Origin of the sequence: Streptomyces sp. NBC_01283, assembly GCF_041435335.1 — a bacterium.
Taxonomy (GTDB): domain Bacteria; phylum Actinomycetota; class Actinomycetes; order Streptomycetales; family Streptomycetaceae; genus Streptomyces.
Genome location: NZ_CP108430.1, coordinates 5,752,571 through 5,774,483 on the forward strand (window position 1 = coordinate 5,752,571; position 21,913 = coordinate 5,774,483).

Below are 21,913 nucleotides of genomic sequence, written 5' to 3' on the forward strand. Positions count from 1 at the left end.
TGAGTTCTCCAGGATCGCTACAGGATGTCGCCACTGTTCTTGAGATCGTTTACCAGGACTTCCAGCCCATTCAGCGTGAGTGCTTCAGCTCGGGACATCCCCTCCCGCTTCAATGATGCCAAGTCCGGCCAGCGGTCTCGGGCTGGGACGCCGGCCGGAAGTTCGTTCACAGACATCCATGCACCAGCCCACCCAGGACACAGATGATAGGTCCGGTCCTCGATGCTTTCGCGGGTAACGCTGGCAGCCCGCGGGAACTCGGCGGTCGCCATTGCATACGGAACGTCGGGCCTGTACCGCGTCAGTGGCACCATCTGAGCGGCTTCGGTGCCCCGGTCGGAGCGCCAGGTCCACTTGGACGACAGCGCAGCGACAAGCCGGTGACCGCTGTCGATGATGAGGATGTCGCTCTTCCTGTCTCCCACATCCCGGCGCATGTGCAGGCCTCGGATGTGAGTGAGGGGAACCTCGTGCCGGACCTGCCAGCCGTCAGGAAGGCTGCGCTCCAGGAAATAGATCAAAAGATCCCGAAAGAGGGCGCCCCGTGTTCCGCCCGATTGCTTTGCCGGCCTTAGGACTTGGATATTCCTGGAAGTCACCACGTGGCTCCAGACGGCGAGCACAGCGAGCTCGGCCGAGGTGCGCCGCCGGAGACCTTGACCTTTGGCCATGTCAGAGACGTTGTCGTCCAGGCGGCACGTCCTCAGCTCAGGTATCCATGTGATGGGTCCAGCGGCGTGGGCTGCGGGGTCCAGCGCCGTCCCAGCAGAGTCATATGCGGTGAAGCCTGCGTCGGTAAGCCAAGCGGGATTCCAGCCCAGGCCAAGGCGCTCGCAGGCTTCAGCGAGCGTCTCGGTCTGACTGACCTCGATGTTCGCCGAGTTGGCGAGCGCGGACTCGTTCCAGCAAAGTCCCATGATCACGGCACTGATGGCCTCGTGATCGCCCAAGTGCTGGTCAATGAGGGCCTTCTGGACGTCGCTTAGAGGCATTGGATCTCTCGGTGAGTTCGATATGCAGTGTTGCTGAGCGGGAAAGTTCTAGAGGAGAGATGTGTGTGCCGGCAGCTTTGGTGCCGTCTCCGGCGGATCCTCGGCCGTGGCTAACACCCAGTCGCAGCTGTCGATGGACGCTCGGGGCAGGTGGCTGTGGTGCGACTGGGCCGCAACTACGCGTGCACTCACGAACTCACCTTCGCGAGACGGCGGGAGGCCCAGTTGCTCAGCGATTCTCCGATGGCTGTCATAGTCGCCCATGATGAGGATGCCCTCAGACCGAAGAGCCGAGCGGGACCCGCCGTTGCCCCGGACCCGCTTCATGTAGTCCTTCTGCTGGGCCACCGTCCGCACAACATTCCGGCCAATGCGCCGCTGCTGCACTCTCCGGAAGAGCTCGTTCAGTCGCTGCTGCCCGGATTTGGAGGCGAAGACGGCTTCCCGGTCAGCCGGGTCCATATGCAGAAGTACGTTCTCTGGGAGGTCCGCGTTGCGCCACAGCCACATGATTCGGCTCCGGTGCTCCGCCTTCACCGTGAGCTTTGAGTCACGGTTTCCGCCGTGGTTCAGCCACTCGTCACGTACCCGGAACAGGCCGGCGCTCCACCGGCTCTTGTGGTCGTCGGCCCAGACGAAGAGGCATATGTGACCCATGGCCTCCGGGGGGATCATCCAGCCACCGAACTGCTGGGAGTACTTGCAGTCCACATCAATGCCAGCGATTTGGTAGTCCATGTCGAGGCCGTCAGCGAATTTGAACTCACGCTGCAAGTTGATCTCTACCAAAGTCCCAGCGTGTGTCTTCTCCGTCTTGAAGAGAGTCTTCCAGTCGTAGCGCCCGGTGGTCTCACCGTTGAGGAGCATGTCGATGGTGTCTCGGAGGACGGATGCGAACCGGTGGCCGTCGGGGTCGAGGGCCTGGATCTGCTCGCGCACCTTGAGGAGCTCATCGTCCTGCTTCGGCAGTCCGTCGTGAAGGATGCGTTTCGCCGCTGCGACGTCTTCGTCGAATGGAAGCAATTCCCTTATCCTATTGGTGAGTTGCAGCAAACAGTCCGGTAGGCGGGCAGTCGTCGAGTGTGTTCAGTCCAATGGCCAGGCGCAGGGGTTCTAGGTTCCGGAGGGCAGGAAACTGGCTACCTGTGCCCGCCCTGTCGCCCTAGCCCTGCGGCACCCCGTGGCACTCCCCATAGACCCGTCCCGACCCGCACCAGCAAACCGCCCCCGCCTCCGGTGGCCACCCCGCAGCGCGACCCCTTGCCGCCAGCGTCGTTGCGTACTGGGGGAGTAGGGAGGTGTCCGTTGGGTCGGTGCCCTCTGAGGCTGCGAAGGCTTCGTAGGACGGGACCGTGCCTGTGACGATTCCCAGGTTGGGGGTGCCGGACGCTGACAGCTCGCGCAATGACTCCTCTATGGTCGCCAAGTGCGCCTCGTGCGAGGGGTATTCGGATTCCAGTGACGGGTACGCCGTCAGGAGTTCTTCCAGTTCCGTGGACGGCCAGTGCAGCACCGCCACCGGGAACGGGCGGGACAGTGCCTCCCTGTAGGAGCCCAACTCCGCCTGGATGCGGGAGATTTCGGCGCGGAGTTCCGCGGGGTTGTCCGAGCCCAGGGACCAGATTCGCTTCGGGTCGTGCAGTTCGTCCAGGGGGACGGGGGACGACGAGACCTCGTCTGCGAGTGCGTCCCACGCGTCGTGTTCCGCGCCCAGCAGGCGGCGCACCCTGTGGCGGCCGAACAGCAGGGGGCGCTGGTCGTAGGACGGGGTGCCTCCGGAGCCGGGCGGCAGCACGAGTTCCAGGGCCTCCGTGAAGGTCTCCTGCGCTTGGGCCAGCTCGTCGTGGGCCTCCAGCGACTCCGCCACGATCACCCACGGTGCCGGGTCGCGCGGCGCCGCCGCCCGTACGCCGTCGATGATCGCCCTTGCCTCCGCCTCGTGGCCGTACTCCCAGAGGTTCGAGGCCTTCAGGGCGCGGATGAGGGTCGGGGCCGATGCCGGGTGCGGGGCGTCCGGGGCCAGCAGGCGGTCGTAGAGCGTGGTCGCGCGGTCGCGTTCGCCCGCCAGTTCCAGGTGGGCCGCGGCCTGGAGCAGCAGGTGCTCGGTGTCCTCGGGGTACAAGCCGGCGGTCCGCTCCAGGCGCTCGGCTTCGGCGATGTGGTCGGCAGGCGTGTCGGGGCGCATACGGGACACCGTACTGCCGAGTGGGGGCGTTGCAGCAGGGTTGCCGTGCAGATCAGGGTCGAGCAGGGCCGCCGCGCTTTTGTGGCCCCGGCGTGCGGGCCCCATGGCTAGTTCGCGGGCTTGGGCTTAACCTGCCGCCCTCTCGGGAGGGGAGGTACCGACGTGCGGGAGCGGGTGGAGCGGGTTCCTGTTGTTGTGCAGGGGCGGCGGGGGCGGCGCGGGCGTGCCGCCCGTCTGGTGTGGGGCGGCGCCGAGGTTGCCGTCACCTGCGGGCTCGTCCTGCTGCTCCTCGTCGTCCATCAGCTCTGGTGGACCAACCGCCAAGCCCGCGAAGGCGCCGAGCGCCAGGTTCAGGCCCTTGAGCGGGAGTGGGGGAGCCCCTCGGACTCCGCTCCTGCCGATGCCGATGCCGATGCCGATGCCGATGCCGATGCGGATGCGGATGCGGATGCTGGCGCCGAGTCTGGCGCCGACCCCGCCGCCGAAACCCCGTCTCGTGCCTCCGGCTCCGGCTCCCAGAAGTCCGCCCGGCGGCCGCACACCGTCACCGCCCCCACCCCCGACTGGGACCAGGCCTACGCCGTCCTCCGCATTCCGCGCATCGGGATCCGCGTGCCCGTGGCCGAGGGGGTCAGCAAGAGTGCCGTACTCAACAAGGGGTACGTCGGGCACTATCCGCGCACCGCCCAGCCCGGGGAAGGCGGGAACTTCGCTCTCGCCGGGCATCGCAACACCCACGGGGAGCCCTTCCGGCGCATCGATCGGCTGGGCGACGGGGACGAGCTGTTCGTCGAGACCAAGAGCGCCGTCTATACGTACGTCGTCGACGCGACGCTCGGCCAGACCTCCGCCCGTGACGGCGGGGTCATCCGGCCGGTTCCCCGCAGTGACGTGAAAGCCGGGCACGGCTACAGCTCCCCCGGTTACTACATCACCCTCACCACCTGCACCCCCGAGTACACCTCCAAGTACCGGCTCATCGTGTGGGGCAAGCTGCGGTCCATGCGGCCCCGGTAGGGCGACCCCTACGGCCGGCGGGGCCGATCCTGTATAACGGGCGGTAGGCGACACGACGTATCGATACGTTGCGTCAATGAACGAGCGATGAGAGGGGGACCCGGACATGCAGGACGCACTCCGCGGCTGGAAAGCCGCCCTCCGTCCCACCGGTCTTCTCCTCTTCCTCCTCGTCGAGGTCGTCCTCCTCGACGCGAGCAGCCTCACCGCCGCCGTCGCGCTCGCCGCGACCGCCGCCGCGGGCTCCGCACTCGCCGCCTGCTCGGTCATCGCCGCGCGCTGCGCACCCGCCGTGCCCCGCACCCGCGTGCGTACGGCCATCCGCGATCGCGAGAAGCGCACCGCGTTCCTGCCCCAGCGCGACCCCGATGCCTCGGGCCGCAGGCGACCCCGAGCACCGGGACGTCTCGTCCTGACGGCCGCGTAGGGCGCACCGGAAACGTAGGGCGCACCAGAAACGTAGGGGCGCACCAGAAACCCGGAGCACCCCTCGCGGGCCGTCACGCCGAAAAGAGCTTCCGCACCTTTTCCCGGCACGACGAGACCCCCGGAGGGCTTCTCCATGTTCGGTTTCCTGTCTCCTTTCATGTCCGTGTTCGCCGGCTTGGTCGGCTCCCTCGCCGACCTGCTCGAACCGCTCTTCCACGCCTCCGCGACGGCCGCCGCCATCGTGCTGTTCACCGCGTGCGTACGACTCCTCGTCCACCCCTTGTCGCGGGCGTCGGCCCGTGGCCAGAAGGCACGCGCCAGGCTGAACCCGCAGATCGCCGAGCTGCGCAAGAAGCACGCCAAGAACCCCGAGAAGCTGCAGAAGGCGGTCCTTGAACTGCACGCGGCGGAGAAGGTCTCGCCGCTCTCCGGGTGCCTGCCCAGCCTGTTCCAGCTCCCGGCGTTCTTCCTGCTCTACCACCTGTTCTCCAACACCAGCATCGGCGGCGAGGCCAACTCGCTCCTCGGCCACAAGCTCTTCGAGGCGCCGCTGGGCGGGCGGTGGGCGGACGCGCTCGGCGATGGCGGGGTCTTCGGGGCGCAGGGCCTCGTCTACCTCGGGCTCTTCGCGATCGTGGCCGCCGTCGCGACCTTCAACTTCCGGCGTACGAAGACGCAGATGGCCGCGACGGCCGCCGCCACGCCCGCGGGCGACGCGGGCCAGCAGGTGCCCGGCATGGGCGCGATGACCAAGGTCATGCCGTTCATGTCGTACATGACGCTGTTCACCGTCGCCTTCGTGCCGCTGGCAGCCGCGCTGTACGTGGTCACCAGCACCACCTGGAGCGCGGTCGAGCGGGCCGTCCTCTACCGCGACGTGCCGATCGGCGCCGGGGCGCTGGCTACTGCCGGGTAACGGTCCGGTCCGTGAACAGGGTCTTGCGGGATGGACAGCGACCTTGGAGGATCTTCCAATCCTCCGATGGCCGCGACCCAGCGATCAGCGGCCCGTCGGAGGTGAGTGGGCGCGCTCGACCAAGGGAGATTGACCATGAAGCTGCTGCGAGTCGGTACAGCGGGGGCCGAGCGCCCGGCGCTGCTCGACGCCGAAGGCACGCTGCGGGACCTGTCAGGGACCGTCACGGACATCGACGGGGCGCTGCTCTCCGACGCGAGCGCCCTCGACCGGGTCCGGGCCGCCGCCGAGTCGGGCGAGCTGCCCGTGCTCGACGCGCAGGGGCTGCGGGTCGGGCCGCCGGTGGGCCGGATCGGCAAGGTCGTGTGCATCGGGCTCAACTACCACGACCACGCGGCCGAGACCGGGGCCACGCCGCCCACCGAACCCGTCATCTTCTTCAAGGCGGCGGACACGGTGGTCGGGCCCGCCGACACCGTGCTGGTGCCGCGCAAGTCGGTCAAGACCGACTGGGAGGTCGAGCTCGCGATCGTCATCGGGCGCACCGCCCGCTACCTGGAGTCCGACGCGGAGGCGCTCGCGCACGTCGCCGGGTACGCGGTGTCGCACGACGTGTCCGAGCGCGAGTTCCAGATCGAGCGCGGCGGCACCTGGGACAAGGGCAAGAACTGCGAGACGTTCAACCCGCTGGGCCCGTGGCTGGTGACGACGGACGAGGTCCCCGACCCGCAGGCGCTGTCCCTGAAGCTCTGGGTCAACGGCGAGCTGAAGCAGGACGGGACCACGGCCCAGCAGATCTTCCCGGTGGCCGAAGTGGTGCGCTACGTAAGCCAGTTCATGACCCTGTACCCGGGTGACGTCATCAACACCGGTACGCCGGCGGGCGTGGCCATGGGCCAGCCGGAGCCGAAGCCGTACCTGCGGGCCGGTGATGTGGTGGAGCTGGAGATCGAGGGTCTGGGCAGGCAGCGCCAGGAGCTGAAGGACGCGTAACCCGTAAGCACGGGCACGTATCCCGTAACTCGCCTGGCGGGGAGCGCCGTTGGCATCGCGGCGCTCCCCGCCACGGGTTACGCGGAGCCCTCCGCGAACCGCTCCAGCGCCTCCACCACCAGCGCGTGGTCCGCGGCCTGCGGGAGACCCGACACCACGACCGTGCCGATGACGCCCGCGCCGCGCACCGCGATCGGGAACGCGCCGCCGTGCGCCGCGTACACGTCCGGGTCCAGGCGCGAGGACTCCTCGAACGTCGTCCCCTTGGCGCGGAAACGCGTGCCGACCAGGAACGACGAGCAGCCGTAGCGTTCGACGACCCGGCGCTTGCGCTGGATCCAGGCGTCGTTGTCCGGGGTCGAGCCAGGCAGTGCGGCGTGGAAGAGCTGCTGGCCGCCGCGGGTGATGTCGACGGCCACCGGGGCCCGGCGTCCGCGGGCGAGATCGACCAGGAGGGTGCCGAGTGCCCAGGCATCCTCGTATGTGAAGTGAGGGAGGACCAGGCGGAGTTCCTGGGCCTCCAGCTCCTCGACCGTCGGTGCGGCGGGCGTCGTCATACGACCACCGTCACACCGTCGCGGGCCGAGCGGCGTGCCGCCTCCAGGACGTCCAGGGCCGATGCCGCCTCGTGCGCGGAGACCGGGTTCTCGCCGGTGCCGCGGAGCGCCGCGGCCACGGCCGCGTAGTACGCGGGGTAGTCGCCCGGCAGCGTCTTGACCGGGTTGCCGCCGCCGGTCAGCGGGGACTCGCCGGAGCCGACGCGGCCCCACATGCATTCGAGCTCCTCGCCCCAACTGTCCTCGCTGGTGGGCCGCTTGCCGTCGCGGAGTGCGGCTTCCTGCGGGTCGAGGCCGTACTTCACGTAGCCCGCCGCCGAGCCGAGCGCGCGGAAGCGCGGGCCGAGCTGGGCGGTGGTGGCGCTCACGTACAGGTGCGAGCGGACGCCGCTCTCGTGGGTGATCGCGATGAACGTGTCGTCGTCGGCCTCGGCGCCGGGGCGGCGGACGTCCGACTCGGCGTACACGGAGCGTGCGGGACCGAAGAGAACGAGGGCCTGGTCGACCACGTGGGACCCGAGGTCGTACAGCAGACCTCCGATCTCTTCGGGGTTACCGGACTCGCGCCAGCCGCCCTTGGGCTGCGGGCGCCACCGCTCGAAGCGGGACTCGAAGCGCCATACATCGCCGAGCTCGCCGTCGGTGATGAGCTTCCGGAGAGTGCGGAAGTCGTTGTCCCAGCGGCGGTTCTGGAAGACGGAGAGGAGCAGCCCGCGGTCGTCGGCGAGTGCCGCGAGCTCGCGGGCCTCGGCTGCCGTGCCCGCGATCGGCTTGTCCACGACGACCGGGAGGCCCGCCTTGAGGGCGGCGGTCGCGAGCGCGACGTGCGTCTTGTTCGGGGAGGCGATCACCACCAGGTCGAGCTCGTCCGCACGGGCCCAGAGGTCGTCGGCCGACGCGGCGAAGTTCAGCCCGTCACCGAACTCGGCGCGGGCCTGGGCCTGCCGCTCGGGGTTCGACGTGACGACCGTGTCGAGGGCGAGGCCCTCGGTGGCGGCGATCAGCGGGGCATGGAAGACGGAGCCCGCGAGGCCGTATCCGATGAGGGCGACGCGTAGAGGGGAGCCACGTAGAGGGGAGCCTGTACCAGTCATGCGTTCCACTTAAGCAACGGTGTTGCCAAAGCGCAAGCGCGGGCGACAATGGGGGGTGTGAACAGGACTGATGTGGGAGCCGAGAGGGTCGGCGGCGGTGGTCGGACGGGCGGCGGGGTGAACCTGCCTGCGCTGCGCGGGCACAACGCCGCCCTGGTGCTCGACCTGCTGCGCACGGCGGGCGACGGCGGCATAAGCCGTCTGGAACTGGCCGAGCGTACGGGGCTCACGCCGCAGGCCGTCAGCAAGATCACCGCGCGGCTGCGTACGGAGGGGCTCGCGGCGGAGGCGGGCCGGCGCGCCTCCACGGGAGGCAAGCCGCGCACGCTCCTGCGCCTGGTCCCGGACGCGGGCCACGCGATCGGCCTCCACCTGGACCGCGACGAACTGACCGCGGTCCTGGCCGACCTGACGGGCCACGTGGTCGCGGAACGCCGGGCACCGCTGGATTTCGCCGCCGGTGCGGAGGCGGTGGTGGAGGCGGCGGTGAAGGTGGTGCGGGGCTTGGCCCCTGGCCTGAAACCGGGCCCGGACAGGGGCCCGGATGCGGGGGCGGGAGCAGGTCTGCTCGGTGTGGGGATCGCGCTGCCGGGTCCGCTCGACCACTCCGACGGGGTGCTGCACCGCGTGACGGGTTTCCCCGCGTGGGACGGCTTCCCGCTGCGGGACGCGTTCGCGGGGCGGCTCGGGCTGCCGGTGGTCGTGGACAAGGACACGAACGCGGCGGCCCTGGGCCTCGCGCTGGGCGGGGTGGCGGAGTCCTTCGCCTATCTGCACCTCGGGACGGGGTTGGGCGCGGGCCTCGTACTGGGCGGAAGTCTCTACCGGGGTGCGCGCACCGGGGCGGGCGAGTTCGGCCACCAGGTGATCCAGCTGGACGGCCCGCGGTGCGAATGCGGCAACCGCGGCTGCATCGAGGCGCTGTGCCTGGCGGCGGTCGCGCGGGGCGATCTGGACGAGGCGGCGCGGGTCCTCGGAGCGGGGGCGGGGAACCTGGTCAGCCTGCTCGACATCGACCTCGTACTGCTGGGTGGCCGGGCGGTCCTGGCCGACGAGGAACGCTTCGTACGAGGAGTCGGCGAGGTACTCACCACCCGCGCGAGGCAGGGCGGCGACGGCACGGAGGTCCCGGTGTCCATCGCACCCGGCGGCGACCGAGGCGTGGCGGAGGGCGCGGCCCAACTGGTACTGACCCCACTCTTCGGCAGGGCGAACGCGGCGTTTCCGGTGGGGAGGGGGTAGGGGGGCGGGCAGGGGCGGGGCGCCCCGGCCGCCAGAATCCGCGCCCGCACCCACCACCCACCCCACCCGACCCCGGCAACCCGAATTAACGGAAAGTCGGCTGATAGGGCGGACTTGCGCGGGCCAGTCGGCCGTACCGGGGGTGGCGTGGGCGGGGGAGGGCGGGGGGCGTGGCAATCTCGCGGTCGGTTCCCTGCCACACAAGGCCCCCGCTCCCGCCCGCCCGCGTCCAGCAAAGGCCCCTCATGCGACTCCGCCGTCCGCTCGCCTCCGGCATCACCGTCGTCGCCGCTGTTCTCCTGCCCGGGGCGGTTCCAGTGGCTGCCATGGAGAGTGGGGTGCCGGCTGCAGGTTCCGTACCGCTGCCGGGGGCCGCTCAGCCCCCCACCTGCTCCGATCCCGGGAGTGAGGGCTTTCCCATCGGGACGCGGATCCGAGGGGGGCCCGCCGCATACGAGGCCGGTGGCGGCTACCGGCGCTGGTCCGTCGAGTTGGCCAACACCACCCGCGGCACCTGCGGAAACATCCACCCCGTCGTCGTCATCGTCGACAAGGAGCGCGAGCTGCGGCCCCGCGAGGTCCAGTTGGAGTTCCGCGACGGCAAGCGCTGGCGTCCCGTCGCGTTCGAGCGGTCCGACCGGGACGAGAACGTCGGCGTCTTCGACGACGGATTCCCCGGGTTCACGGTCAAGGCCGGTCGGACCCTCGCCGTGAAGGTGCGGCTCTCCTTCACCTCGGAGGCCCGCTCCGAGCGCGCCGTCATCTCCGCCGCCGTCGTCCAGCGCCGTGCCGACGACGGCGACTGGGTGGGCGAGTCCGAGGACTATCCGTTCGCCATCGATGCCCATGAAGGCCAGGGCAATGGGGATGGGGATGGAGATGGGGACGGTGACGGTGCCGACGGCGGAACCGACGCCGGCGAGAGCGGCGGACGCGACGGCGGCGACGGTGCGTCGGACCTCCACGGCGGCGGCAGCGGCGGGCAAGGGGACTCAGATGCCGGAGGGTCGTCCTCGTACGCCGATGAACTCGCCGCCACGGGGCCCCGCGCCCTGCTCGGCGTCAGCGCCGTCGCCGGTGCGCTGTTCGCCGCGGGCTGGGCCCTCGTCGTAGGCGCGAGGCGCCTGCGGGCCGCACGCCGACGCTGAAAGCCCCACACGCCGACGCCGAACCCCGCACGCCGACGCCGAGCCCCGCGCGGACAGCGGGTGTTCACGTGCCCGTTCACGTACGTCTGCGAACATCCCCGGGTGGACAACCCGAACCCCCCGCACCCTCCCGCACACCTGCTCGGCCAGGCCCCCGGCGCCCCCATCCGCTCCGGCATCCCCGAGCACGGCCGCATCCCGAAGTACTACGCGGTGAAGGCCCGGATCGCCGACCTCATAGAGGAGTTGGGGGACGGGCAGACGCTGCCGACCGAGCGGGACCTCGCCGTGCGGTACGAGGTCGCCCGGGAGACCGTCCGGCAGGCACTGCGTGAACTGCTGCTCGAAGGGCGGCTGCGCAGGCAGGGCCGCGGCACCGTCGTCGCGGGCCCCAAGCTGGAGCAGCCCCTGTCCCTCGCGAGCTACACCGAAGGCGTACGACGACAGGGGCGTACCCCGGGGCGACATCTCATCTCCCTCGACCAATTCCCCGCCCCCGGGGCCCTCGCCGCCGAGATCGGTGTCAAGCAGGGGGAGCCCGTCTGGCACATGGAGCGTGTGCTGCTCGCCGACGACGAACGGGTCGGCCTGGAGAGCACATACGTCTCCGTGACCCGCGCCCCCGCCCTCGACCGGGATTTCGAGCCCGACTCCTCCTTCTACGCCTACCTGCGCGACCGGCTCGGCATCTCCTTCGGCGACGCCGACGAACGCATCGAGACCGTCCTGGCCACGCCCCGCGAGGCCCTGCTCATCGGCACCCCTCCCGCGCTGCCCATGCTGCTGATCCACCGCGTCTCCCGCGACACCTCCGGCAGCCCCCTGGAACGCGTCCGCACCCTCTACCGCGGCGACCGGTTCTCCTTCACCACCCATCTGGGCGACGGCGGCTGATCCCTCCTCCCCCCGCAGCCGACACCCGACTGCACTTGATTCAGGTAACGAGAACATAACGGGTCTAGGCCAAGCTTGGGTGCCCGTTCACCATCCCGTCGCCGTCCGGACCACGGCGGGTCACCCGTCCCCAGGAGCGTTGCCGCCGTGAGAGTCATCGTCGTAGGAGCCGGCGTGGTGGGAACCATGCACGCCTGGCATGCAGTGGAACGCGGCCACGAGGTCGTACAGATCGAGCGCGAGAGTGAGGCTCGCGGCGCCTCGCTGCGCAACTTCGGGCAGATATGGGTGAGCGGCCGCGCCGGGGGCGAGGAGCTGGACACCGCCCTGCGGGCCCGCGAGCTGTGGGAGGAGATAGGCGCACGGGTGGAGGGCATCGGCTTCCGGGCCAACGGCTCCCTCACCCTCGTGCGCAACGAGCGTGAGCGCGCGGTCGCCGAGGCCGCCCTCGCCCGCCCCGACGCAACGGCCCGCGGCTACAAGCTGCTGGACGCCGACGAGGCCCGCGCCCTCAACCCGGCGCTGCGGGGCGACTTCATCGCAGGACTGTGGTGCGAGCGCGACGCGGCCGTGGAGCCGCGCGTGGCCCAACTCCGGCTCCGGGAAGCCTTGCTGTCCTCGCACCGCTACACCTTCCTGCCCGGCCGTGAGGTCCGCGAGGTCGTCGGCGAGAACGCGGTGCGGGACGACCACGGCGACGTACACACCGGTGACGTCGTCGTGCTCGCCACCGGCGCCTGGCTCGGCGGCCTCGTCCGCGAGCTGGCGGGACCCGGCCTGCCCGTGCGCCGCGTCCGGCTGCAGATGATGCAGACGGAGCCCCTCGGCGAGGAGCTCACCACCTCCGTCGCCGACGCCGACAGCTTCCGCTACTACCCCGCCTACAAGTCGGACGCCCTCGAAGCGCTCAACTCCGGGCAGCCGCAGGCGCCGACCGCCGCCGAGCACAAGATGCAGCTGCTCATGGTGCAGCGCGAGGACGGCGGCCTGACCATCGGCGACACCCACGAGTACGAGCACCCCTTCGCCTTCGACACCCTCGAAGACCCCTACGACCACCTGACCGAGGTCGTCGAGGGCTTCCTGGGCCGCCCGCTGCCGAAGATCAGGCGGCGCTGGGCCGGGGTGTACGCGCAGTGCGTCGACACGGCCCGCGTCGTGCACCGGCAGCAGGTCCGCGAGGGCGTGTGGCTGGTCACCGGGCCCGGCGGGCGCGGCATGACGTGCTCGCCCGCGATCGCCGAGAAGACCGCCGACGAGTTGGGATGGTGAGGGAGTTGCGAGACATGGTGAGCGAGGGGTGCGGCCTTGTCGTCCTCGACATGGCCGGTACGACCGTCGCGGACGGCGGGCTCGTCGAGGAGGCCTTCTCCGCCGCCGCGCGGGAACTCGGCGTCGAGCCGGACTCGGCCGATCACGCGGCGAAGCTGGACTACGTACGCGCCACCATGGGCGAGTCCAAGATCTCCGTCTTCCGGCACCTGTTCGGCGACGAGGAGCTTGCCCAGCGGGGCAACGTGGCGTTCGAGAAGGCGTACGGGGCGCTGGTGGACGGCGGCAGGATCGCGCCGGTCGCCGGGGCCAGGGAGGCCATCGAGGAGCTGCGGGGCGAGGGCAGGACCGTGGTGCTGACCACCGGGTTCGCCCGCGTCACCCAGGACGCCATCCTGGCCGCGCTCGGCTGGCGGGACCTCGTCGAGCTGACCCTGTGCCCCGCCGACGCGGGCGGCCGTGGCCGGCCCTACCCGGACATGGTGCTCAGCGCCTTCCTGCGGACGGGGGCGGTGGACGGCGTCCGGCAGGTCGCCGTCGCGGGCGACACGGCGTACGACATGCTCAGCGGCGTACGGGCCGGTGCCTCCGTCGTCGCCGGGGTGCTGACGGGGGCGCACGACGACGGGGCTCTGCGGGCCGCCGGGGCGACGCACGTCCTCGGGAGCGTCGCCGAACTGCCCGCCCTCCTCCGGGGTGTCGGGGAATGAGCAGCGGCATCCGTTTCGACCGCGTCTCGGTCGCCTACGGCAGGAACACCGTCCTCGACTCGCTCGACCTGACCGTCGAGCCCGGCGAGGTCATGGCCCTGCTCGGCCCGTCGGGCTCGGGCAAGACGACCGCGCTGCGGGCCGTCGCCGGGTTCGTGCGGCCCGCGTCCGGGCGGGTGTTCATCGGGGAGCGCGATGTCACCGGCCTGCCGCCGCACCAGCGGGGGATCGGGATGGTCGTCCAGCAGTACGCGCTCTTCCCGCACATGAGGGTCGCGGACAACGTCGCCTTCGGCATGAAGGCGCGGAAGGTCCCCAAGCCCGAGATTCCGGGGCGGGTCGCCGAGGCGCTGGAGATGACGGGGATGGCCTCGTACGCCAAGCGGTTTCCCCGGGAGCTCTCCGGCGGGCAGCAGCAGCGGGTGGCCATCGCGCGGGCGCTGGCCACCCGGCCGGGGGTGCTGCTCCTCGATGAGCCGCTCTCCGCGCTCGACGCGCAGTTGCGGTCGGGGATGCTGGGTGAACTGGCCCGGCTGCACCGGGAGTTGCCCGACGTCTCGATCCTGTACGTCACCCACGACCAGGTCGAGGCGCTGACCCTGGCGGATCGCATTGCCGTGATGGACCGGGCGCGGCTGCGGGACTGCGGTACTCCGCAGGAGCTCTACCGGGCGCCTCGGACCGAGTTCACGGCCTCTTTCGTGGGCAATGCGAATCTGCTCGCGGTGCGGGTGGGGGACGGTGGCGTCTCGTTCGGCGACACCGACCTGAAGGTCGACACGGGGGAGGCGGCGCGGGGCTCCACCGCCACGTTGTGCGTGCGGCCGCATCTGGTCGGCCTGGGGGAGGGCCCCAATGCCCTGTCCGGGCGCGTGGCCGAGGTGCAGTGGCGGGGGGCCACCCATCGGCTGTACGTGGATGTCGCCGGGCAGCGCGTGAAGGCGGACCTGCGGGAGCTGCGGAACCCGCCGGGCATCGGTGACGAGGTCACGCTGCACTTCTCCCCGGAGGACGCGGTGCTGCTGTCCGGCGGGGTGAGCGATGCCTAGCGCTGGTGGACAACTCGTTGAAGCCGAACCGGCATCGTCGGCACAGCAGCCGGGGCGGCCGGAAGGCACCCGGCGCCAAGTGCCCGCTCTTGTATGGGCCCTTCCCCCCATCGCCCTCCTCGCCCTCTTCTTCCTCTACCCCCTGGCCCTCGTCGTCCAGCAGTCCGTGCGGCCCGACACCGGCGGGACCTCCCTCCAGCCCTACTCCGACGTCTTCGCCTCGGAGGCGTTCCGGGAGGCGCTCGGGACCACCGTGTGGCTGGCCGTCGGGTCCACGGCCGGGTGTCTCGTGCTCGGGTTCGCGCTCGCGCTGATCATCGCCTTCGTGCCGTTCCCGGGAGGGAAAGCCGTCGCCAGGTTCATCGACGTCTTCCTCTCCTTCCCGTCCTTCCTCATCACCCTCGCCCTGCTGTTCGTCTACGGCACCAAGGGCATGGCGAACGGCATGTGGACGGACGCGACCGGGGCCGCCGAGGGGCCGTTCCAGTTCCTCACGACCCCCTGGGGCGTTCTCCTCGCCGAGATCACGTACTTCACGCCCTTCGTGATGCGCCCCCTGCTCGCCGCGTTCTCGCAGATCGACACCGCGCAGCTCGAAGTGGCCTCCAGCCTCGGCGCGAAGCCCGGCCGCATCGTCCGGCGGGTCATCCTGCCCGAGGCGCTGCCCGCCCTCGCCGCGGGCGGCAGCCTCGTACTCGTCATGTGTCTGAACGAGTTCGGGATCGTGCTCTTCACCGGAGCCAAGGGGGTCACGACCCTGCCCATGCTCGTCTACAGCAAGGCCATCCTCGAGTCCGACTACCCGGCGGCCTGCGTCGTCGCCGTGGTCAACATCGCGATCTCCGTGGGCCTCTACAGCCTCTACCGGGTGGTGAGCCGTCGTGTTGGTGCATAGCCGCAAGGGCAAGTGGGCGACCTGGCTGGTCTTCTTCGTCCTCTTCCTGCCGCTCTTCGCGCTCCCTCTGCTCGTGATCCTGGCGGCCTCCCTCTCCTCGCACTGGTCCGGCGCCTTCCCCTCCGGATTCACCACGGGGCACTACGAGTCCGCCACCCGCGGGGAGTCCCTCAAGGCGCTCACCACCAGCCTGGTCACCGCCGTCAGCGCCAGCCTGCTCGCGCTCGCCGTCGGGTCCTGGGCCGCGCTCGCCGCCGCCTCGATGAAGAAGGGGGGCAAGCGCCTCCTGGACACCCTCTTCGTGCTGCCGGTCGCCGTGCCCTCCGTCGTCGTCGGGCTCGCGATCCTCGTCGCGTTCAGCAAGCCGCCGATGATCCTCAACGGCACCCGCTGGATCGTGATCCTCGCGCACACCATTCTTGTCACGGCGTTCGCCCACCAGTCGGTTTCGGCTGCCATCGTGCGACTCGACCCGGCGTACGAACAGGCCGCCGCATCGCTCGGTGCGCGGCCCTCGTACGTCCTGTGGAAGGTGAAGCTGCCGCTCCTGCTGCCGTCGCTCAACGCGGCGGCGGGCCTCTGCTTCGCGCTCTCCATGGGCGAGCTGAGCGCCACGATGATGCTCTACCCGCCGGACTGGATGCCGCTCCCCGTGCAGATCTACGCGGCCACCGACCGCGGCTCCCTCTTCACCGGTGCCGCCGTCGCGGTGGTCCTGATGGCGGCGACGCTGCTCGTCCTCTTCGCCGTCTCCCGCGTCCGCACGCGCGCCTCCTATCGCTGAACTCACCTCCGTCCCACGGTTCTTCAAGGAGTACGAAACGTCATGTCGCGTCACCCCCGAACCCGCACCCGCACGCTCGCCGCCGTCTCCGGCAGCCTCGTCCTCGCCGGATCCCTCACCGCGTGCGGCGGCGACTCCGCCGCCTCCGACGCGAAGGAGGTCACCGTCTACAGCGCCGACGGCCTCAAGGGCGAGAACGGCGACGGCTGGTACGACCAGGTCTTCAAGGATTTCGAGAAAAAGACCGGCATCAAGGTGAACTACGTCGAGGGCGGCTCCGGCGAGATGGTGCAGCGCGCCGTCCGCGAGAAGTCCAACACCCAGGCCGACGTCATCATCACCCTGCCGCCCTTCATCCAGCAGGCGGACGAGAAGGGCCTGCTCCAGACCTACAAGCCCGAGGGCTCGGACCAGGTCGACGGCGCCGACAAGGCCACCGACGGCAAGTGGACCTCCGTGGTGAACAACTACTTCGGCTTCATCTACAACAAGAAGGAGCTCGGCGGCGGCAAGGCCCCCAAGACCTGGGAGGACCTCACCGACTCCGCGTACAAGAACAAGGTCCAGTACTCCACGCCCGGCGTCGCGGGCGACGGCACCGCCGTGCTCATCAAGGCGATGCACGACTTCGGCGGCAAGAAGCCCGCCATGGACTACCTGAAGAAGCTCCAGACCAACAACGTCGGCCCGTCCGCCTCCACCGGCAAGCTCGCGCCCAAGGTCGACAAGGGCGAGCTCCTCGCCGCCAACGGTGACGTCCAGATGAACTACGCCCAGTCCAAGGACATGCCGAACCTCGGCATCTGGTTCCCCGCCAAGGAAGGCGGCAGGTCCACCACCTTCGCGCTGCCCTACGCGGCCGGCCTGGTCAACAAGGCCCCGCACAACGCCAACGCCAAGAAGTTCCTCGACTACCTGCTCAGCCAGAAGGCCCAGCAGCAGGTCAGCGAGATCGGCGGCGGCTTCGCGGCCCGCAAGGACATCAAGGCCACCGACGCGAACGCGGTCGCCCTCGACAAGATCGTCGACGGCGTCGAGGTCTTCGAGCCGGACTGGACGGACATCTCCAAGAACCTCCAGACGTACGTGGAGGACTGGAAGTCGGCCACGGGAAGCTGACCCCGGGCACCGGTATCTGACCTCAAGTTCACCTGGATACACCAGAGTTCACCGTTCGCTCCCTGGCCCCGGGGTGTTCGGTAGCGAAAAGATAACGGGTATGGACCCAACGCCCCTGGTTCTCCGGGGGCGTTGGCGTGCGCCATGCCGCTCACCCCCACCGCTTTCGACTGGAGGACCACGTGTCGCAAGGCATGACCCGCCGCTCGCTCCTCGTCTCCACCGCCGCGCTCGCGGTGGCCGCAGGGCCCCTCGCCGCCGTCGCCAGGGCCGCGGCCAAGACCCCCAAGGTCCTGGTCATCGGCCTGGACGGCGCCCTGCTGAGCAGAATCAAGGACGCCGACGCACCCGCGCTCAAGGGCCTGATGAGCGCGGGCCTGACCGCGCCGAGCAGCATCTACGCCAACCCGCTCGCCCCCACCTCGTCGGGCCCCGGCTGGTCGACGCTCATCACGGGCGTGTGGCCCGACAAGCACAAGGTCGTGAACAACGAGTTCACCGGGCACAACCTGGCCGCATACCCGGACTTCATGACCCGGATCGAGGCCGCGAAGCCGAACCTGCGGACCTACGCCGTCGCCTCCTGGAACCCGATCACCGACATCATCTTCTCCGCGAAGGTCGACGCCCGCGTCTCCACCCCGTCCGCCGAGTACGACACCGGGACCACCGCACGCGCCGTCGCCGAGATCAAGAGCGGCAACCCCGACGCGGTCTTCGTCCAGCTCGACAACATCGACCACGCGGGCCACGACAGCGGCGCCGCGAGCCAGGCCTATCTCGACGCGATCCACGGCGCCGACGCCCAGGTCGGCCAGATCGTCGCCGCGGTCAAGTCCCGTGCCACGTACGGCGACGAGGACTGGCTCGTCATGATCACGGCCGACCACGGGCACACCGACGCGGGCGGTCACGGCGGTTCGAGCTGGCCCGAGCGCCAGACCTTCATGATCGCCACCGGCGGTACGGTCACCCCGGGTTCGGTCCGCCACGACGTCCGCATGCCCGACATCGCCGCGAGCGCGCTCGCCCACCTCGGCATCGCGATCGACCCGGCCTGGGGCCTGGACGGGCGCCCCGTCCAGCAGCCCACGGCGGACGCGTTCGACGCCCTGCGCACCAAGCTCACCGGACCCGTCGACGAGACCGGCATCGGCGCCGGCGTCATCGGCTTCACGCACACCCCGCCGAGCGGCTGGAGCGTCGACAACTCCCGGATGGGCACCGGCGGCATCACCGAGTGGCGCGGCTGGTCCTTCACCACGGACGAGTTCTGGACGAAGGCCCAGCGCGACCAGCAGCGCGAGAACAACATCCGCGCCCGGAACGTCTTCGCGGTGGCGGACGGCGACGAATGGACCGACAAGTCCTTCTCAGGCACCTTCGACTCGACCCTGGTCAGCCCCGCATACGAGGTGCGGGGCGGCGCGCGGGCCACCCTCACCTACACGACGTACTACCGCCAGGAGGCCCCGCAGAAGGGCGAGGTGCTCGTCTCGTACGACGGAGGGGCCCCCGTCGCCGTGAAGACGTACACCGCGGACACCCCCTCCCGCGTCGAGAACATCGCCCTCCAGGTGCCCGCGGGAGCCAAGAGCGCGCAGGTCCGCTTCCGGTACACCGGCGGGAACAACTGGTATTGGGTGATCGACGGGGTCACGATCACCGCTTCCTGATTAGGCTGAGGGGCGTCGGCACAGAGCTGTCCCGGCGCCCCTGGCCTCACCCGTTCATCGCAGACCGCAGGAGTGCACCCCATGGCAGAGCGCAAGCCCATCGAATCGTGGCTCACCGACATGGACGGCGTGCTCATCCACGAGGGCGTCCCGATCCCCGGCGCCGACTCCTTCATCAAGCGGCTCCGTGAGTCCGGGAAGCCCTTCCTGGTCCTGACGAACAACTCGATCTACACCGCCCGCGACCTCCAGGCCCGCCTGAACCGCATGGGCCTCGACGTGCCCGTCGAGAACATCTGGACGTCGGCGCTCGCCACCGCGAAGTTCCTGGACGACCAGCGCCCCGGCGGCACCGCGTACGTCATCGGCGAGGCGGGCCTCACCACGGCCCTGCACGACATCGGGTACGTCCTGACCGACCACGACCCGGACTACGTGGTGCTCGGCGAGACCCGTACGTACTCCTTCGAGGCCATGACCAAGGCCGTGCGGCTGATCAACGGCGGGGCCCGCTTCATCTGCACGAACCCGGACGAGACCGGCCCCTCCATGGAAGGGCCGCTGCCCGCGACCGGCGCCGTCGCCGCGCTGATCACCAAGGCCACCGGGCGCAGCCCCTACTTCGCGGGCAAGCCGAACCCGCTGATGATGCGGACCGGTCTGAACGCCATCGGGGCGCACTCCGAGACCAGCGCCATGATCGGCGACCGCATGGACACCGACATCCTCGCCGGCCTCGAGGCCGGAATGGAGACGTTCCTGGTGCTCACGGGCCTGACGTCCCGCAAGGACATCGACCAGCACCCGTTCCGGCCCTCGAACGTCGTGGACTCGATCGCGGACCTCGTCGACCGCGTGTGACCACCCGTTTGCCGCACACGGGAGGCGTGAGCAGCAGCCGCGCGTGAACCTCGGAACAGGAGGTTCACGATGCGTAGAGGTTCACTCACCCTTCGTGGCATAGCCGGGGCCGCTGTCCTCGCCGCGCTCCCCGTCGTCGCCACGACGCCCGCACACGCCCATGACGAGGGCAAAGTGCACGCCACGGTCTCCCCGGCCAGCGCCGCGCCGGGGGCCAAGGTGGAGATCAGCGTCGATGGCTGCGACGGGACGACCGGTTCCGCGGGGTCCGGGGCGTTCACGGGCGACGCGAAGCTCACCGGCAGGGACGGCGACAAGTACTCCCTGAACGGCTCCGCCACGATCAGGGAAGGCGTCACCGGCTCGTACGACGTCACCGTCGTCTGCGACGGCCACCCCCACCAGGGCGCGGGTACCGTACGCGTCGTCCAGCACCACTCCGAGCCCGTCTCGCCGGTCCGCGCGGGCGGCGGCGGCACCGCGCAGCTCGCCGCGCACACCCAGGAGGCGGGCCCCGGCACCCGGCACGCGGTGATCGGCCTGGTGCTCGCCGGGGTGGCCGCCGTGGCCGTGGCGCTCCGCAGCGTCCGCCGGCGCCGCTCCGAGTGACGGGCGGCGACCGCGATGTCGGACCATGAGGGATCGGCGGGGCACGGGCGCTTCCTCACCGGGGTCGCCTGGGCCCTGGTGCTGGTGGGCCTCTGGCTGTGGGGCAGTGAGATCACCGACGTACGGGGCGGTGTCTCGGAGCCCACGAACGGTGACGTGGCGGCGGTGGGCCGCCCCTTCGCCGTCGAACTCCCGGACGCGCACGAGCCGCTCGGAGCCGCCAGACCGCAACGTGTCGACATCCCCTCGCTGAAGGTGCGGGCACCCGTGATCAGCCGCGGCCTCGACCCGGACGGCGCCATCGATCCGCCGCCCTTCGAGCAGGCGGAATCCGTCGGCTGGTACGGCGGCGGGACGCGCCCCGGAGCGGCGGGCACGTCCCTGCTCGTGGGCCACGTCGACACCGAGACGCGCCCCGCGGTCTTCTACGACCTCAGCGCGGTGCGCCCCGGCGAGAAGGTCAGGGTGACCCGGGACGACGGCTCGGTCGCCGAGTTCACCGTGGACGACGTCCAGGTCCTCAGCCGGGACCGCTTCGACGCGAAGAAGGCGTACGGCCCCCACGAGGAGGGCCGCGCCGAACTCCGCCTGATCACGTGCGGCGGCTCGTTCGACCGGGCGGCCAAGACGTACTCGGCGAACGTGGTGGTGTCGGCCTACCTCACCGGGGTGGGGCCGTAGAGGTGGTGCCGGGGCGCGAGCGCACTCCCGCCGCGCTCGCGCCCACGGCGGCCCCTTCCCGGGCGGCCCGCAGTCCCAGGCCTCCGAAGACCGCCGCGAACACCGCCCACAGCAGGGCGTGCGAGGCGACCGAGAGGACGCGGAAGTCCCACAGGAGCACCGCGTCGACCGGGACCGGGTCGGGATTGTCCGGGAGCAGGAAGAGCACGGCGAGCACGGCGACCGTCGTGAGGGCCGCCGCGGTCTGCCGCACCGGGTCGGGTCTCTCCGACAGGCGTACGTACACCTGCCGGACCAGGAACATGCCGAGGACGCCGATCGCCACGGACGCGAGCCACATCGCCTGGCGGTCGCCGACCGTGCCCGCGTCGCCGACGCCCGGCGGGTTCGCCGGGTAGCGCAGACCGGGCAGCAGGGAGACGGCGAGGAAGGCCGCCCCCGCGAAGGCGAGGGCGCGCGGCCACGGGTGCGCGTACGGATCGCGGCGGTGCACCAGGGCGTACGCCACCGCGCAGAGGACGCCGACGGCGAGACCGGCGACGAGCGAGGTGACCACCAGGCCCGCGTGCTGGGTCGAGCGCGTGAACAGCTCCTCGTGGTGCTGCGCGTGCTCATGGGCGGCCGACCGCTTCTCCTCGGCGCGGATCGCCCGGTCCATCAGCGGCTCGGCGAGGAGCAGCGAGAAGAGACCGGCCGCGAGGCCCGCCGTTCCTCCCGCCACGAGACCCCGGCCGAGCAGGGGCAGTACGGGCGAGGACGCCGAGGATGGCATGGTGCCGTGTCCGTCCCC

General features: G+C 70.5%; 23 protein-coding genes. 17 read left to right on the forward strand and 6 right to left on the reverse strand.

The window, feature by feature from the left end:
• Positions 1–17 precede the first annotated feature (17 nt).
• The 3 genes from OG302_RS26195 to OG302_RS26205 all read right to left on the reverse strand — a co-directional run bounded on the left by OG302_RS26195 (position 18) and on the right by OG302_RS26205 (position 3,177).
• Entirely contained in the window at positions 18–992 is a 975-nt protein-coding gene (locus OG302_RS26195; RefSeq protein ID WP_371529001.1) for a hypothetical protein, read from the reverse strand.
• Between the two features lie 48 nt (positions 993–1,040).
• Positions 1,041–2,015 (reverse strand): NaeI family type II restriction endonuclease, encoded by a 975-nt coding sequence (locus OG302_RS26200; protein ID WP_371529002.1) that lies wholly within the window; start codon positions 2,013–2,015, stop codon positions 1,041–1,043.
• A gap of 139 nt (positions 2,016–2,154) precedes the next feature.
• Positions 2,155–3,177, reverse strand: a complete 1,023-nt coding sequence (locus OG302_RS26205) for an SEC-C metal-binding domain-containing protein (protein WP_371529003.1) — start codon at positions 3,175–3,177, stop codon at positions 2,155–2,157.
• Positions 3,178–3,339: 162 nt separating this feature from the next.
• Here OG302_RS26205 and OG302_RS26210 point away from each other — a divergent pair, with 162 nt between their 5' ends.
• The 4 genes from OG302_RS26210 (at position 3,340) to OG302_RS26225 (ending at position 6,532) form a co-directional block, all read left to right on the forward strand.
• Entirely contained in the window at positions 3,340–4,194 is an 855-nt protein-coding gene (locus OG302_RS26210; protein WP_371529004.1) for a class E sortase, read from the forward strand.
• A 106-nt stretch (positions 4,195–4,300) separates the two neighbouring features.
• Entirely contained in the window at positions 4,301–4,621 is a 321-nt protein-coding gene (locus OG302_RS26215; RefSeq protein ID WP_361836382.1) for a DUF6412 domain-containing protein, read from the forward strand.
• 147 nt (positions 4,622–4,768) lie between these two features.
• Positions 4,769–5,539, forward strand: coding sequence for a YidC/Oxa1 family membrane protein insertase (locus OG302_RS26220; RefSeq protein ID WP_371750237.1), 771 nt, complete (start codon positions 4,769–4,771; stop codon positions 5,537–5,539).
• A 135-nt stretch (positions 5,540–5,674) separates the two neighbouring features.
• Complete coding sequence (locus OG302_RS26225; protein ID WP_371529005.1) at positions 5,675–6,532, forward strand: fumarylacetoacetate hydrolase family protein; 858 nt, start codon at positions 5,675–5,677, stop codon at positions 6,530–6,532.
• Between the two features lie 77 nt (positions 6,533–6,609).
• Here the strand turns inward: OG302_RS26225 and OG302_RS26230 are convergent, their stop codons facing one another.
• Both OG302_RS26230 and OG302_RS26235 read right to left on the reverse strand, forming a co-directional pair.
• Positions 6,610–7,089, reverse strand: a complete 480-nt coding sequence (locus tag OG302_RS26230) for a heme-degrading domain-containing protein (RefSeq protein ID WP_371529006.1) — start codon at positions 7,087–7,089, stop codon at positions 6,610–6,612.
• On the reverse strand, positions 7,086–8,183 hold the full coding sequence (locus OG302_RS26235; protein WP_371529007.1) for a Gfo/Idh/MocA family oxidoreductase: 1,098 nt from the start codon (positions 8,181–8,183) through the stop codon (positions 7,086–7,088). Before OG302_RS26235 ends, OG302_RS26230 begins: the two co-directional genes overlap by 4 nt.
• A gap of 48 nt (positions 8,184–8,231) precedes the next feature.
• Between OG302_RS26235 and OG302_RS26240 the strand changes: the two genes are divergently transcribed.
• The 13 genes from OG302_RS26240 to OG302_RS26300 all read left to right on the forward strand — a co-directional run bounded on the left by OG302_RS26240 (position 8,232) and on the right by OG302_RS26300 (position 21,123).
• Entirely contained in the window at positions 8,232–9,425 is a 1,194-nt protein-coding gene (locus tag OG302_RS26240) for an ROK family protein (protein ID WP_371529008.1), read from the forward strand.
• A gap of 338 nt (positions 9,426–9,763) precedes the next feature.
• Positions 9,764–10,573 (forward strand): hypothetical protein, encoded by an 810-nt coding sequence (locus OG302_RS26245; RefSeq protein WP_371529009.1) that lies wholly within the window; start codon positions 9,764–9,766, stop codon positions 10,571–10,573.
• Positions 10,574–10,675: 102 nt separating this feature from the next.
• Positions 10,676–11,467, forward strand: coding sequence for a GntR family transcriptional regulator (locus OG302_RS26250; protein ID WP_371529010.1), 792 nt, complete (start codon positions 10,676–10,678; stop codon positions 11,465–11,467).
• A gap of 147 nt (positions 11,468–11,614) precedes the next feature.
• Positions 11,615–12,739: a TIGR03364 family FAD-dependent oxidoreductase gene (locus OG302_RS26255; protein ID WP_371529011.1), complete on the forward strand. Its 1,125-nt coding sequence runs from the start codon at positions 11,615–11,617 to the stop codon at positions 12,737–12,739.
• Positions 12,740–12,753: 14 nt separating this feature from the next.
• Entirely contained in the window at positions 12,754–13,449 is a 696-nt protein-coding gene (locus OG302_RS26260) for a phosphonatase-like hydrolase (RefSeq protein WP_371529012.1), read from the forward strand.
• Positions 13,446–14,498, forward strand: coding sequence for an ABC transporter ATP-binding protein (locus OG302_RS26265; RefSeq protein ID WP_371529013.1), 1,053 nt, complete (start codon positions 13,446–13,448; stop codon positions 14,496–14,498). The genes OG302_RS26260 and OG302_RS26265 overlap by 4 nt, the downstream gene beginning before the upstream one ends.
• Positions 14,491–15,393 carry a 2-aminoethylphosphonate ABC transporter permease subunit gene (locus OG302_RS26270; RefSeq protein ID WP_371529014.1) on the forward strand — a complete coding sequence of 301 codons (903 nt, stop codon included), beginning with the start codon at positions 14,491–14,493 and terminating at the stop codon, positions 15,391–15,393. The genes OG302_RS26265 and OG302_RS26270 overlap by 8 nt, the downstream gene beginning before the upstream one ends.
• Positions 15,380–16,177, forward strand: a complete 798-nt coding sequence (locus tag OG302_RS26275; protein ID WP_371529015.1) for an ABC transporter permease — start codon at positions 15,380–15,382, stop codon at positions 16,175–16,177. Before OG302_RS26270 ends, OG302_RS26275 begins: the two co-directional genes overlap by 14 nt.
• Before the next feature lie 42 nt (positions 16,178–16,219).
• Positions 16,220–17,296, forward strand: a complete 1,077-nt coding sequence (locus OG302_RS26280) for a 2-aminoethylphosphonate ABC transporter substrate-binding protein (RefSeq protein WP_371529016.1) — start codon at positions 16,220–16,222, stop codon at positions 17,294–17,296.
• Positions 17,297–17,490: 194 nt separating this feature from the next.
• Complete coding sequence (locus OG302_RS26285; RefSeq protein ID WP_371750238.1) at positions 17,491–18,972, forward strand: alkaline phosphatase family protein; 1,482 nt, start codon at positions 17,491–17,493, stop codon at positions 18,970–18,972.
• 81 nt (positions 18,973–19,053) lie between these two features.
• Positions 19,054–19,833 (forward strand): HAD-IIA family hydrolase, encoded by a 780-nt coding sequence (locus OG302_RS26290; protein ID WP_361836346.1) that lies wholly within the window; start codon positions 19,054–19,056, stop codon positions 19,831–19,833.
• Between the two features lie 69 nt (positions 19,834–19,902).
• On the forward strand, positions 19,903–20,442 hold the full coding sequence (locus OG302_RS26295; protein ID WP_371529017.1) for a hypothetical protein: 540 nt from the start codon (positions 19,903–19,905) through the stop codon (positions 20,440–20,442).
• A 15-nt stretch (positions 20,443–20,457) separates the two neighbouring features.
• Positions 20,458–21,123 (forward strand): class F sortase, encoded by a 666-nt coding sequence (locus OG302_RS26300; protein ID WP_371529018.1) that lies wholly within the window; start codon positions 20,458–20,460, stop codon positions 21,121–21,123.
• Here OG302_RS26300 and OG302_RS26305 read toward each other — a convergent pair.
• Entirely contained in the window at positions 21,104–21,895 is a 792-nt protein-coding gene (locus tag OG302_RS26305; protein ID WP_371529019.1) for a CbtA family protein, read from the reverse strand. The genes OG302_RS26300 and OG302_RS26305 overlap by 20 nt on opposite strands.
• Between the last annotated feature and the right edge of the window lie 18 nt (positions 21,896–21,913).